The 13,018-nt window shown below is 68.0% G+C and carries 19 protein-coding genes; 10 read left to right on the forward strand and 9 right to left on the reverse strand.

All coding sequences use genetic code 11. The features are described 5' to 3' along the window. Positions 1–102 precede the first annotated feature (102 nt). Positions 103–477, reverse strand: coding sequence for a hypothetical protein (locus tag FBZ83_RS29135; RefSeq protein WP_145690244.1), 375 nt, complete (start codon positions 475–477; stop codon positions 103–105). A gap of 117 nt (positions 478–594) precedes the next feature. Next, a complete protein-coding gene (locus FBZ83_RS29140) occupies positions 595–1,260 on the reverse strand; it encodes a YitT family protein (RefSeq protein ID WP_432612507.1) in 666 nt (221 codons plus the stop codon). A 471-nt stretch (positions 1,261–1,731) separates the two neighbouring features. Here FBZ83_RS29140 and FBZ83_RS29145 point away from each other — a divergent pair, with 471 nt between their 5' ends. From FBZ83_RS29145 to FBZ83_RS29185, 9 genes are all read left to right on the forward strand, one after another. Then, positions 1,732–2,022, forward strand: a complete 291-nt coding sequence (locus tag FBZ83_RS29145) for a RebB family R body protein (protein WP_014200159.1) — start codon at positions 1,732–1,734, stop codon at positions 2,020–2,022. Between the two features lie 100 nt (positions 2,023–2,122). After that, positions 2,123–2,392: a RebB family R body protein gene (locus FBZ83_RS29150; protein WP_014200160.1), complete on the forward strand. Its 270-nt coding sequence runs from the start codon at positions 2,123–2,125 to the stop codon at positions 2,390–2,392. A 91-nt stretch (positions 2,393–2,483) separates the two neighbouring features. Next, positions 2,484–2,750: a RebB family R body protein gene (locus FBZ83_RS29155; protein WP_014200161.1), complete on the forward strand. Its 267-nt coding sequence runs from the start codon at positions 2,484–2,486 to the stop codon at positions 2,748–2,750. Between the two features lie 96 nt (positions 2,751–2,846). After that, a complete protein-coding gene (locus FBZ83_RS29160) occupies positions 2,847–3,119 on the forward strand; it encodes a RebB family R body protein (protein ID WP_014200162.1) in 273 nt (90 codons plus the stop codon). A gap of 125 nt (positions 3,120–3,244) precedes the next feature. Continuing rightward, a complete protein-coding gene (locus tag FBZ83_RS29165) occupies positions 3,245–3,478 on the forward strand; it encodes a RebB family R body protein (protein WP_145690246.1) in 234 nt (77 codons plus the stop codon). After that, entirely contained in the window at positions 3,475–4,023 is a 549-nt protein-coding gene (locus FBZ83_RS29170) for a RebB family R body protein (protein ID WP_145690247.1), read from the forward strand. Before FBZ83_RS29165 ends, FBZ83_RS29170 begins: the two co-directional genes overlap by 4 nt. 61 nt (positions 4,024–4,084) lie before the next feature. Then, positions 4,085–4,435: a hypothetical protein gene (locus FBZ83_RS29175; RefSeq protein WP_014200165.1), complete on the forward strand. Its 351-nt coding sequence runs from the start codon at positions 4,085–4,087 to the stop codon at positions 4,433–4,435. A gap of 21 nt (positions 4,436–4,456) precedes the next feature. Further along, entirely contained in the window at positions 4,457–5,527 is a 1,071-nt protein-coding gene (locus tag FBZ83_RS29180) for a hypothetical protein (protein WP_145690248.1), read from the forward strand. Positions 5,528–5,754: 227 nt separating this feature from the next. Then, positions 5,755–6,291, forward strand: a complete 537-nt coding sequence (locus FBZ83_RS29185) for a hypothetical protein (RefSeq protein ID WP_211111706.1) — start codon at positions 5,755–5,757, stop codon at positions 6,289–6,291. Between the two features lie 73 nt (positions 6,292–6,364). On the opposite strand, the gene FBZ83_RS29190 is transcribed toward FBZ83_RS29185, so the two are convergent. From FBZ83_RS29190 to FBZ83_RS29220, 7 genes are all read right to left on the reverse strand, one after another. Then, complete coding sequence (locus tag FBZ83_RS29190) at positions 6,365–7,399, reverse strand: hypothetical protein (protein WP_014199647.1); 1,035 nt, start codon at positions 7,397–7,399, stop codon at positions 6,365–6,367. 88 nt (positions 7,400–7,487) lie between these two features. Beyond that, a complete protein-coding gene (locus FBZ83_RS29195; RefSeq protein WP_145690249.1) occupies positions 7,488–8,282 on the reverse strand; it encodes a DUF1217 domain-containing protein in 795 nt (264 codons plus the stop codon). Next, complete coding sequence (locus FBZ83_RS29200) at positions 8,279–8,671, reverse strand: flagellar protein FlaG (RefSeq protein WP_145690250.1); 393 nt, start codon at positions 8,669–8,671, stop codon at positions 8,279–8,281. Before FBZ83_RS29200 ends, FBZ83_RS29195 begins: the two co-directional genes overlap by 4 nt. A 4-nt stretch (positions 8,672–8,675) precedes the next feature. Further along, positions 8,676–9,128: a flagellar biosynthesis repressor FlbT gene (locus FBZ83_RS29205; RefSeq protein WP_145690251.1), complete on the reverse strand. Its 453-nt coding sequence runs from the start codon at positions 9,126–9,128 to the stop codon at positions 8,676–8,678. After that, entirely contained in the window at positions 9,118–9,510 is a 393-nt protein-coding gene (gene flaF / locus FBZ83_RS29210) for a flagellar biosynthesis regulator FlaF (protein WP_145690252.1), read from the reverse strand. Before flaF ends, FBZ83_RS29205 begins: the two co-directional genes overlap by 11 nt. 125 nt (positions 9,511–9,635) lie before the next feature. Continuing rightward, complete coding sequence (locus FBZ83_RS32430) at positions 9,636–10,880, reverse strand: flagellin (protein WP_014199642.1); 1,245 nt, start codon at positions 10,878–10,880, stop codon at positions 9,636–9,638. Between the two features lie 341 nt (positions 10,881–11,221). Then, a complete protein-coding gene (locus FBZ83_RS29220; RefSeq protein WP_145690253.1) occupies positions 11,222–12,016 on the reverse strand; it encodes a response regulator transcription factor in 795 nt (264 codons plus the stop codon). Between the two features lie 378 nt (positions 12,017–12,394). Between FBZ83_RS29220 and FBZ83_RS29230 the strand changes: the two genes are divergently transcribed. Beyond that, complete coding sequence (locus FBZ83_RS29230) at positions 12,395–12,871, forward strand: hypothetical protein (RefSeq protein WP_145690254.1); 477 nt, start codon at positions 12,395–12,397, stop codon at positions 12,869–12,871. Positions 12,872–13,018: the final 147 nt, after the last annotated feature.

A 13,018-nucleotide genomic window follows, 5' to 3' on the forward strand; every position in this document is an offset into this window, starting at 1 on the left:
CCGAACGGCGGGGAAGCCACAGCCTCAGTGCGCCTCCCAACTCACTCAACAGGGCAATGGGCGTAGTCACTCGGTACCGGCGCACCGCGCGCCGACCGATTTCTACAGGCGGGCCTTTCCCGCCACCCCGGCGGACGACACGCGGGCCATGCCCAGCGCCACGGTCCGCCAACGCCCCAGACGGAACCGCGACGGTGCGGCCGACGGCTTGCGGACCGGCGCGGCCGGGACCGTCTCCGCCGCCTCGAGGATCCCGCGGGCGCGGCGCTCGCGCAGCAGAAGGCGCATCACCTCCTCCTCCGTGACGGGGCGTCCGGCCCTGGCCGAGGCGAGGCTGGCGGTGTCCTGGAGGGCGGCGACCTGCGCCAGGGTGCCGGTCAGTCCCTTGGCCGCGGCGGTGACCAGCGCTTCGCGATGAATGGCGAGGATGAACGGCTTCAGCCCACGGTCGGGCGTTCCCTGCGGCGGTGTCGGCATGGCGGAAGGGCTCCGGGGGTTCGTTCGATCGGGTAGGTCATCATCCAACCGATAACGCCGCCGCGGCAAAGGCCCCTACGGATTAGCCCCGCCGGTCGCCGCCGAAGGAAGCGGCCCTCAGCGGGCCACGTACCAGTCCGTCCGGTGGTTGAAGGCGACGAAGGCGTTCAGCACCGCCGCCCCCAGCATCGAGGCCAGCACCGCCTTCCCATCGATGACGAAGACCGCCATGGAGAAGATCACCACGTCGAACATGGCCTGGAGCCAGCCGGCGCGGAAGCCCGTCTTCTCCTGGATGTAGAAGGCGAGGATGCCCACCCCGCCGCCGCTGGAGCCGTGGCGGAACAGGCCGATGACCCCGATGCCGATGCAGAAGCCCGCCAGCACCGCCGCCACATAGGGGTGCAGCGCGTCGTAGCGGATCGCCTGCGGGGCCAGGGTGGTCAGCACCGAGATGCTCGTCACCGCCAGAAGCGACTTGGCGGTGAAGCGCCAGCCGATGCGCGCCAGCGCCAGCGCGTAGAAGGGCAGGTTCACCACGAAGAACACCGGGCCGAAATCCAGCCCCGTGGCGTAGGCGATGACGAAGGACAGCCCCGCCGCCTGTCCGGTGATCAATCCGGCGGCATGGAGGATGGAAATCCCGAACGCGGTCATGATGATGCCGAACAGCTGCCCCTGCGCATTATCAAATGCGCTGTGCGACGCCCGTTTGGTTTCATTTGTTGCAATGGCAGTGTTGGCAGCCACGGATACTGCACTTTTCTTGAGCACGCTGGGCACCTTCCAGACTTCGATCCCTTTTGACAGTAGCATCAAAGACCAGACCAAGAATAGAGTGGCGTGAGTTCGTTGGCGCCCCCCTCAATCCGCGGGGCGTCGCTGCGCCATCCCCCGTCGCCGGGGCCCCGGCCATCGATTCCGCCGGATGGCGCCGGTCTCCAACGACCGGGTCGGCGGCGCCGGGACGCGGCGTTGCGCGGCCCCGTCAGCGTTCTTGCTCCCGCCGCGCAAGAATCGGTCCGGCCGGCGTCACACGCTTTCCCCGCATTGCCGGCCATGGCGCAACCCAGACGCACAAAGTTCGCGCGATGCGGCGGAGTCTTTCGCCGGATAGACCAATCGGCCGACACCTCACATCGCTAAAGTCGCACCGTCCGCTGTTCGCGCATCCCATGGTCGCATGGGGGTGCGTGAATGATCGACGCCACCAGCGGCCGCCTTTGAAACCGGCCCCACCAGTGAGGAAAGACAATGGCATTTCCGACCGCCGTGAACGACCAGATCACCGATTCCGTCACCCAGGCCAACACCAAGGTTCTGGGCGACGCTCCGGCGATCGCCATGGGCAACCTGTTCCAGGCCACGGCTCAGGCGCTGGCCAACGCGGCCCACAACGCCACCAACGCCCAGCAGCAGTCCTACGTGACCGCGCAGGCCGCCACCACCCAGGGCGTGGCCACGCTCTACTCGATCGACACCGCCTCCACCGGCGTGGCGACGAAGAGCATCCTCAGCACCGGCGTCAAGGGCCTCGGCTCGTAAGCCGGCCCCGCGCCGCCGTCGACGTTTCAAACCACCTGCGCCACCCCGCCTTCCATGAGGGATCGCGGGCGGGCGGCAGACAACCGAAGAGGACGAACAAATGGCTTTCCCGACCGCCGTGAACGACCAGATCACCGATTCCGTCACCCAGGCCAACACCAAGGTCCTGGGCGACGCCCCGGCGATCGCCATGGGCAACCTGTTCCAGGCCACGGCCCAGGCGCTGGCCAACGCGGCCCACAACGCCACCAACAACCAGCAGCAGTCCTACGTGACCATGCAGGCCGCCACGACCATGGGCGTCGCCACGCTCTACTCGATCGACACCGCCTCCACCGGCGTCGCCACCAAGTCGATCCTGGGGAGCTGATGAGCCGACCGGCCAGGACCGGGCGCCCGCGGGCATCCGGAACGGGCCGCCGGCCATCCATCCCGAACCATTCGCCAAGGAATAACGTCAGATGGCTTTCCCGACGGCAGTCAACAGCCAGATCACCGATTCCGTAGCCCAGAGCAACGTCCAGGTCGTTGGCAGCTCGCCGGCGATCGCCATGGGCAACCTGTACCAGGCCACCGCCCAGGCGCTGGCCAACGCGGCTCACAACGCGACCCTGGCGCAGCAGCAGATGTACGTCACGGCGCAGGCCGCCACGACGACGGGCGTCGCGATGCTCTACTCCATCGACACCGCGACCACCGGCGCCGCCACGTCGAAGCTCCTCGGCTGACCGGTCGGCGGACGCGGCACCCGCCGCCGTCCGCCGCACCGCCGCCGGCGCTTTGGCCTCGAACCAACGCAACATCTGATGTAAGGAGCAAACACGATGGCTTTCCCGACCGCCCTGAACAACCAGATCACGGACTCGGTCTCCCAGGTCAACACCAAGGTCCTGGGCGACGCCCCGGCCGTCGCGATGGGCAACCTGTTCGTCGCCACCAGCCAGGCGCTGTCGAACGCGGCCCACAACGCCACGAACAACCAGCAGCAGTCCTACGTGGTGATGCAGGCGGCCACCACGCAGGGCCTGTCGACCCTGTACTCCGTCGACACGGCCTCGACCGGCGTCGTCACCACCCAGATCCTGGGCCTCTCCTAAGGAGAGCCGGCGGGCCGCCCTCGGGACACCGGGGGCGGCCTCCGCCGCAGGTTGAAGCGCCCGGTCGCGCATAAGCCCGCATCCGCAGAAGCCAGTGGCAGGAGCCTGAAGGCAGGAGTGTGCGAATGCCGGATGGAGGCTCCTCCAGTCTTGCCGGATCGGTCGCGGCGAACACGGCGATACCGCTTGGCCTGACCCCATCCCTGGCGATGGACATGACCTACGTCGCCATGGCCAACAGCCTCGGCTTGGCCATGCAGAACGCCGTCGCCAACCAGCAGCGCGCCCAGGTCATCACCGAGGCCGCGCTCGCCCAGGTCCTCACGCTGATCATCACCAAGGGAACCGCAAAATCATGAGCGACGAAGGCACCGTGAACACCCAGGTGATCGACGCGACGTCGGACATCGTCACGCTTCTGACGGGACAGTCCCCCGCGCAGTCGTTCGCCATGCTCGACGCCGTGATGGTCGAGACGCTCGGCATGGCGATGCACAACGCCGTGCACCGCCAGCAGAACGCCGGCATGGTCAATTCCGCCGCGGTCACCGCCGCCTGCGCCAAGATGCTGTCCGTGCCCTTCCCCACCACGCCCCCGCCTCCGCCCTCGGGCGCGCCCACCTCCGGGAGCAGCGCGTCGCCGCTGCAGCCGCTGACCCCGCTGCTGACGACCTCGCTCACCACCCTGCCCTCCACGGTCAGCGGCGGCGGTGGGAACAGCACCGTCAATGGCGGCACCGGGAACAGCACCGTCAGCGGCGGCACCGGAAACAGCACCGTCAGTGGCGGCACCGGAAACAGCACCGTCAGCGGCGGTACCGGGAACAGCACCGTCAGTGGCGGCACTGGAAACAGCACCGTCAGTGGCGGCACTGGAAACAGCACCGTCAGCGGCGGGTCGTGATTGACCCCGCGCCCATCCCCCAGCGGCCGGCCGTCCAGGCCACAACGAGCGAGGAGCCTTCATGTCGGAGCCCACGAAGGTCAATGCCCAGATCATTGACGTCATAAACCAGACGCAGACGGCGACCATGAGCCAGCAGGTCGTCACCACCAGCGGCGCGGGGAAAGCCTATCAGGCGGTCGCCCAGTCCACGGCCATGGCCGTGCAGGACGCGACGGACACGCTGCGCAACGTCTCGACCATCGCCACCACGGCGATCGGTGTCGCGATGGCGCAGCTTCTGGCGACCGGCGACCCGAAATACGTCACCGCCCTGACCCAGGCGCAGGGAATGATGACCAGCGCCGCCAACGACTTCACCAGCATCGGTACCGCGGCCTCCACGGTCCTGAATAGCTTCCCGTCGAGCTGACCCTTACGCAGGTGTCCCACCATGACCGTCTCTGTCGCCAACAAGATGATCCAGAACCGCGCCGGGTTGACCGACCTGGGGCGGCTTGCGCTCGCCTTCATCGATGGCGGGTCGGAGTGGCTCGATTGGGCCATCAGCAACGCCGGTCCGCGCTACGATTTCCCGGACGAGAGCACGCTCGTGGAGCAGGTCCAGCAGGGCCTTCACGCAACGCGGCTGGCCCTGCTGCCCAATCTGAAGCTGATGGTCAGCCCGGTGAAGCTGATGACGCTGGGGGTGGACAGCCTGCGCACGCTGGCCGACGCCGAATCCGGCGACACCAGCGCCACCGTGTCGGCCCAGGTCAAGCGCATCCTCGCCGACCACAATCTCCTGACGCAGGACGATTTCGCCGCCAGCGCGTCCTTCCTCGCCGGGCTGGGGGTCTCCGGGGCTCCGGTCTTCCAGTTCATGGGCTTCGACGAGCAGCTGGCGGTGCAGGAGCTGCTCTACCGCAAGGAAAGCCAGGGAACCGCGAATCCCGAGCTTCAGAAGGAGGCGGCCGCCTTCGCGGTGGAGCAGGCGCGCACCGTGCAGGAGTTCGCGGACTTCTATCAGTTCTACCTGATCTACGTGAACCGGCTGGGCTCCCTGACCGCGACGCCGGACGACCGGAAGAAGCGGGCCGGCGGCGCGCTGGACACCATCCTGCCGCAGCTCTTCGGATTCCTGGAATGCCCGCAGGTTCCCCCGCTGGCCGCCCCGGCGGAGGTGGCGCGGGCCGTTTCCAACTGGCAGAAGCGCGGCCGGCCGATCGGCTTCGCCCGCCTGTCGGACGGCGCCCTGCAGATCGTCCGCGACACCGCCTTCCGGGATGAGACCGGCGACGCGGTGCGCGTGTTGGTGGCCGGCTATCTCGCCGGCGCGCAGGCCCTGCTGTCGGCGACGCCGCCGCAACGCGGCATCATGGGCCAGGACGGCGCGTCCTGCCTGTTTCCCATCTTCGGCAAGGGCAACCAGGCGGAAATCCAGATGGGGGCCGCGGGGGTGATCTCCCTGCGCTGCTTTCGCCCCGATCCCCCCGCCGCCGCCGTCACCACCGCCGCCGCCTGACTCGCCGCGACAGGACTCGCCTCCACAGGCCCCGCCGCGACCGGCGGTGACCGGGGCGCCCCCATCGGCACCTCCCTGTGCACCGCCTTCCACGCCGCCCTCCACACCGCCCTCGCCACCCTCCAGGCCAACCGGAGCGGCGGCGGAGGTGCCGACGGCGGCGAGGGCTCGGACAGCCCCGGCGGCGCCCGCATCGCAAAACCGAACCGGACGAAGGAGATCGAAGGATGGGCGTTTCCCAGCCCCCCAGCAGCCCCAACCCTGAACCGTCGGCCGCTCCGGCGACGCCGGAGACGCCGGCTGCGGCGTCGCTTGCGGCGTCCCCTGCGGCGCCAGCGGTGAACGCACCGCCGCCGGCCGACACGGCGCCGTTCGAGGCAGGCACCAAGACGCCTGCCGAAATCGCCAGCGCGCTGCTCGACCACGCGGTGAAAAGCGTGAACGCGGCCGCGGAGCAGGCTCTGGCCGCCGTCGAGCAGGCCATCCAGCTCGCCGGCCACGCCGTGGAGGCGATTCCCGGCCTGACCGCGCACCCCGGCGGCCACGCCGACGAACAGGGCGCGATGTCCCAGGCGAACGAGGCCATGTCGCAGGCGCTCCAGGCCGCCAGCGGAGCCGGCGCCGGCGGTCAGGCGATGCAGCAGGCCAGCGAGCAGCAGCAGAAGGCCGTCACCGCCGCCAACGAGGCGGCGCAGCAGGCCATGGCCGCGGCCAGCGCCCAAATCGCCCGGGCGATGAACAGCAAGGGCGACCCGGCCCTCTGAGGCCGCCATCGACCTACGCCCCGGAATGACCGCGACACCGCGCGGTCTCCCGGCGCGCGGGGCGGCACCGCATCTACCGCCCTCCGCTCCGCGCCGAGCGTTCCAGGGAGCGGATGTGCGACAGGCCCGGCAGGATCTCGGAGCGGATGAACTCCAGCCGGCGGACCGGGCCGCCGCCGCTGGAGAAACGGGCCTTCCACAGGGCCATCTTCACCGCCAGCCCGCACAGCACCCCGCCGATGGTGACGTGGTGGTTGGTGATCAGGTCGCGGATGCTGCGGAAGCTCTGGGCGTTGATGTTGCGCCAGAAGTCCTTGGAGCGGTTGTCGAAGCTCTCGAAGCGCCCGGTGATCGAGGCGGCGATCTCCGTCAGGTCGCGCCCCACCTCGTCGAGCATCCGGGCGTGCCGGGCGTCGCGGCGGACCTCGCTGAAACCGCGCACCGCGTCCATCCAGGCCAGGAAGGCCTGCACGTCGGGGACGATCTCGTCCAGGCACTGCTTGAAATAGGCCAGCGACAGGAAGATGTCGCCATACTCCTCCAGGAAGGCCGGGATGTCGGCCATGGCGATGTCCAGCCGGTCGGCCATCATGGTCAGCCGGCGGCGCACCTCCGCCAGATCGGGTTCGGCGAACAGGCGGATCAGGTCCTCGACATTCTGCACCTGCACGTCGTCGCTACCGTAGACGCTTTCGATCAGCGGCCGGGTGAAGACGCGCATGTAGCGGGTGAGCTGGTCCTTCCGGCGCTGCGACAGGCGGAGTGCCGCGTGCTCGTCCACCGCGATCTTCAGGCGGCGCAGCTCGATGCGCAGCGAATAGACGTCGAAGCTGGCGGCCTGGGCGATCTGCCCGATCATCAGCAGGTCGCGGTCCAACTCGGGCGAGCGGTTGCCGAAATGCAGCGGCAACTGGCTGGGCATGACCTGCCCGCTGCCGGCGTGAACGTCGTTGAACAGCTCCACCACCGTCTGCAGCCGGACGTTCTTGATCAGCCGCGCCCGGCGCAGGCCGGGTGTCTCCAGCGGCAGGATCGTCATCGGCAGGATATGAAGGGAGTCGCGGGCCGTGTCCTCGTCCCGGTCGTCCGGGCCGGGCAGCAGGGCCACGACGTGCGGCCAAGCGCCCGGCGGCCTGGCCTGTCGGCTCGGCTGCACAGCCAGTCTCCCGGAATTCGGTCAGCCGGAACGCCGCCGCTCAGAAGCGCGGGAAGTTCAGCAGCGACATGGTGATGGACGGGTCGATGGCGACGATCGAGGAGCGTCCGCGGCTGTTGATCGGCCCGATGTAGGGGAGGTTTGTCGAGGCTCCCGCGGGACCGCCGTTCTTCAGGTCGTACATGGCCGAGAAGCGGTCCAGGAACTTCCCGAGCTTGGCCGGGTCCTTGAAGTCGGCGATGTCGAAGCGCTTCTTCAGCTTGTCGACCAGCCGGTCGAGATCGCCCAGCGCCGACTGCTCGGGAATGTCGAGCGCCGTGAAGACCACCTTCTGCAGCGCGCGGTCGGCCATCACCTGATACCAGTTGGTGATGCGCGGCGCCTTGCGGTCGAAGTAGAGCGCCAGACGGACCGCCGGGTTGCTCTCCTCCGCCTTCACCTCCAGCGACACGTCGATGTAGCGGTCGACGATGGCCTTGACGATCGCCGGCTCCTTCAGCGTGGCGCCGCCCGTCTCCTTGAAGGACAGGACGGTGGCCATCTCCTTGAACTTGGCGTCGTTCATGCGGTTGGCCAGCGCCTCCGGGTCCTTCACCCCCTGGTCCAGCACCTTGCGGATGAGGGCGCGCGCGTAGGTCTGGCTTTCCAGGTCGAAGGCCACCATGACGAAGCGGTAGAGCTTGTCGTCCTTCAGCAGCTCCTCGGCGCTGGAGATCTTGCCGATGTTGGCCTCGAAATAGGCGATGTTGCGCTTCACGTCGGGGCGCGAGCGGATCATCGCGTCGTAGCGGTCCTGGTTGCGGACGATCTGGCGATAATCCTGGAGCGTGCTCATGCCTTCACCTCCGGGGTCGCCGGCCGGCCGCTCTCCTCCGCCGCGTCCTCCGCCGGGTCGGCGTAGGAGGGCGGGATGCGCAGGATCACCTCGCCGGTGTGGGTGTCGAGCACCTCGGTGGACAGGCGGCCCGTGCCGGGGTCGAGGTTGACGCGGTAGGGCGGGATGGGGTCGGGCAAGATTGGATCGGGCCGGCGGCCGTTGTCGGCTTCCGCCGATGTCCGGCTTTCCTCGACCACCTCGGTGGCCTTGACGGCCTCGGCCTGGGCGGCGCGCAGCCGGTCGGCCTGGCGCTGGCGGGCTTCGGCGATCAGGTCGGCGCTGGCGGTGCCGCGCTCGCCGTTGACGCCGGACACGCCGCCGGTCAGTCCCTGGATGGGTGCGGGCATGGCGTCACGCCTCCGCGTGGGTTTGGGGCACGCGAGTCTCGGGAATGCGCTCGTCCCGCGAGGAGCGCTGCGCGTTCAGCAGCCCGTCCTCGTAGGCCATCACCGGCCGCAGGCAGGCCAGCGCCTTGTAGTAGTCGCGGTCGCTGACGTTGCTCATCGCCTGCATGATGCGGTCCTGCATCTCCGGATGCATGAAGGCGGTGTAGAGCTTGGCCATCATGCCAGCGACGACGCTGCCGTACTGTTCCGCGGCCTGGGGGTCCAGCAGCATGCTCTGGATCACGAAGTAGGCGCGGCGGACGGGGGTATCGGCCTCGTCCTCCTGCATGATGTCGCTGCCGCGGATGATCTGCGCGAAGTTGCTGACGGTCAGGGTGTAGCGGCGGTTCTCGTTCTGCACGACGCAGCCGTTGATGACCACGCGCTCGCAGGGCTTGAGGCGGAGCTTAAGCGCCATAGGACGCCTCCATCGCGGCGGGAGCCTCGGTGCGGGCCACGCCCTGCAGGCCGCGCATGACCGACCGGTTGATGTCGATCAGCACGCTCGCGTCGGCTTCGCCGCGCAGCACCTGGGTGGTCTGGCGCGCCACCGAGAAGGACAGCGAGACCAGCCCGGCGCGCAGCGCCTCGGGCAGCGCGTTGCCGTCCTCCAGCAGGTCGGCGCGCAGCGTGTTCCAGAGTTCCAGGTTGCGCCACAGCGCGTCCTTCAGCGCCGCCGACCGCCAGCCGGCGTCGCGGTTGGCCTCCAGATCCAGGGTGATGCGGAGGAAGACCAGATATTCGATGCGGCGCGGGTCTTCGCACTCGGCCATCGTCTGCTGGTAGGCGGCGATGCTCATGGTCGCACCTTATGCAACGCGCACGGGGGCGCCGGAAGGGGGCTGGGGCAGCGAAAAGGGAGCCGGATCGGGCAAGGAAAAAGAGGCCGGCGCCCCCTCGGGAGAGGGACGCCGGCCGGACCGGGTTAGCGGAACAGCGAGAGAATGTTCTGCGGACCCTGGTTGGCGATCGACAGCGCCTGGGTGGCGAGCTGCTGCTGGACCTGGAGGGCCTGCAGGCGGCTCGATTCCTCGTTCATGTCGGCGTCCACGAGGGAGCCGATGCCCTTGTTCATCGAGTCGGTCAGCTTCGACACGAAGTCGTTCTGCACCGACACGCGGTTCTCGATGGAACCGATCACCGCGGCCTTGCCGATGGCCTTGTCGAGCAGGCCGTTGATGACCTCGAGCGACTTGGTGGCGTTGGAGGTCACGTCGATCTGCGTCAGGTCGGCCAGGCCGCCGAAGGCGTCGCTTTCCTTCGAGCCGACCCACAGGCTGTCCACCTTGGCGGTGAAGTTGCCGTCGGTGTTCAGGTCCTGGTCGGTGAATTCCAGCTTGTCGCCGTTGAAGGCCACCTGGAAGTCGCCGCCGGCCGCGGTCAGGGCCGTGTTGACCGCCGTCTCGATCAGGCCCTGGGTGGTCGCCAGATCCGTGGTGTAGTCGATGCCCGACAGGTCCACCGTCACGGCGGTCTTGGTGCCCGCCTCGTTGGTGACGTTCAGGGTCAGGTTGCCCAGGCCCAGGTTCTGGCCGTCGATGAAGGTGGTGTCCGGCGCACCGATGGCGATGCCGACGCTGGCCTTCAGGTCGTTGGTGGAGTCCACCTGCTGCTCAATCGTCGCCTTGCCGACGATCGAGGTGACCTGCATGTCCTGGCGCTGGAAGCTGATGTAGCTCGGATCGACCGTGCCGGCGCTGCGGCTCAGCGACGCCAGGATGTCGACGTTCTGGTCCTTGGCCGTGCCGTCGTTGGAGTAGGTGATGCGCAGCAGGTTATCGCCGTTGAAGGAGGCGTCGGCGGCGGCGCCCTTCACCAGCTTGACGAGCTGGTCGATGTCGTTCTGGATCAGCGACTTGTCGACGCCGTTGGTCTGGCCGGCGATGACGCGGGCCTTCAGCGTCTGCAGGTTCTCGACGATGTTCTTGGACGCCACCGACGCGGTGTTGGTCGTGCCCGAACCCAGTTCCAGCGATTCCTTCACCGCCTTGAAGCCGGCGACGTCGGCGCGCATGGTCGTGGCGATGGACCAGTAGGCGGCGTTGTCCTTGGCGTTGTTGACCTTGAGACCGGTCGAGATGCGATCCTGGGTGGTTGCCAGATCGTCGGTCACCCGGCGCAGCGTCTGCAGCGCGGTCATCGCCGAGGTGTTGGTCATAATCGAGGCCATGTGTATCTCCATTCGCGAGATGCAGAGCGCCTTTCTGACGCTGGGGCCGGGTGCGCGGGCCTTCCCACTTGGTTTTTATGGGCGCGCAACCGACCATTCGACTGTGACCGACCCCGTTTAAACCGGAGTAAAAAAACCGCAGCCTTTTCAGGGGAACGAACACGTCTTCAAAAATTGGCGTTTTTTAAAAGTAATCACGCATTTTATAAAAATGCAGCAACCGCGCACAGCGGCTCAGCCGCCGTGCCCCGAAGGGCCGCAGCCGTGGCGTCTTTCAAAATGTCGGAAGGGCGAATTGTCGAAAGCGGAAGGTAGGGCGGGACTTTGAAATTATGGCGCTGTCACTCGGCGGCGACCAGACAGCCGGGATGCAGGCCGGAGGCGGCGAAGGGGATGGCCGGGAAGCGGCGGGCGGCGGTGGCGGGTGCGGCGGCCGGAACGGCCTCTTCATGCTCGGGCGGGGCTTCGAACTTGTAGCCGCGGCCGTAGACGGTCTCGATGTAGCGGGCGCCGCCGGTGGCCTCGGCGATCTTCTTGCGCAGCTTGCAGATGTAGACGTCGATGACCTTGTCGAGCGGGTCGGCGCCGGACAGGCCGTAGACCTCGTCGTAGATGTGCTCCTTGGAGACGACGCGGCGGTGGTGGGCGGCCAGCACGCCGAGGATGGCGTGCTCGCGCTGGCTCAGCCGCAGCCGCTCGCCGGCGACCTCCGGGTCGCGCCCGTCGAGGAACACCGTCAGTTGCCCGACCCGCACCGCGTTGCTCAGCAGGCCGCGCGAGCGCCGCCGCGCCACCTCGATGCGCGCCCGCACCTCGGCGCTGACCACCGGCTTGACCAGCACGTCGTCGGCCCCGGCGTGCAGCAGTTCCACCGTCGTCGTCACGCAGCGCCGGTCGAGCAGGCAGAGGATCGCCGCCCCGACCTGATGCGCCCGCAGCGCCGCCACGCAGCGCGCCGGGTCGTCGACGCTGCCGAGCACGATGGCGTCGTAGCCCAGCCCGTCGGCTCCCTGCTCCTGCAGAAGCTCCTCCAGCCCGGCCCAGTCCTGGCGGTCGTAGCGGATCTTCCCCATGCCGAGCTGACGGCCGAGCGCGTCGGCGATCAGGGGATTCGGTTCAACCAGGACAGCGCGCATGGGATTCTCCGCAACAGGGGTTTCAACTAGAGGGCGGGACGACAAGGCACTTAAAATTTTCCTTAATTCCGAGTGCTTTATTTTCTCACACCCTCAGGTAATAGCCTTCCTGTACCGCGAGTCAACCATCCGGCTTACCTCAAGGGATAATGTTACGGCCTGCTTTTATATGACTTTTAATATCCGTTAAGGCGTAGATTCTTGGCTGCTCTTTGCCTCGAAATTCGAAGCATTTTCCTCCCGAGTTGCCCGCAACGCCGAACCTCCATGCCAGCCATCCCACGGGCGATCCGTCAGGCCATCCCTCAGGCTTGAACCGGGCTTTAACCGGGTTGTATTTCACTGGTGGCGACAGGATGCGAACGGGGAGAGGAACCGATGCCGACCCGCAACCGACAGGCGTTTGCCGGAACCGCGCTTGCGGGCGCTCTCCTGCTGGCGGGCGGCTGCGCGATGACCAGCCCGGCGCCCGACACCGCCTATCGCCAAGCGCTGGAGGCGGCGGTGGAGGCCGGGCGGTGCGAGGGGCCGACGGTGGAGGCACTGTGGACCGCCTACGACCACTGGTTCGCCGTGGCGGCCAGCCTCGCCTCCTACCACCGCGGCACGGAGGCCGGCGCCCTGCTGCGGCAAGGCGAGGCGTTTCGCATCCTGGGCTGCCCCGCCGCCGCCCGCGACACCTACGAGACGCTTTTGCAGCGCTTTCCCGACCCCGATTACGAGTTGGAGCGCAACGCCGCCCGCCGTGGCCTGATGGATCTGCCGATCAACCCGCCAACGCCCCTGCTGCGCCCGGCGCCCGCCGTGACCTCGGCCCTGCGCCCGCCCGCCCCGACGGAGCGTGGCGACGGCTGACCCGCAGGCCCGTCTTGTGGATTCGCGGGGCCGGGCCGTATGGCTGCCATGACGCTCCGCACCATTGTTCCCAGGCATGATATATCAGTAACCTGACGGTCAACCGGGCCGAGACCCGGGCCATCCTTCCGCTTGCCGCCCTCCTGC

The organism is Azospirillum brasilense, assembly GCF_007827815.1.
GTDB classification, from domain to species: Bacteria; Pseudomonadota; Alphaproteobacteria; order Azospirillales; family Azospirillaceae; genus Azospirillum; species Azospirillum brasilense_C.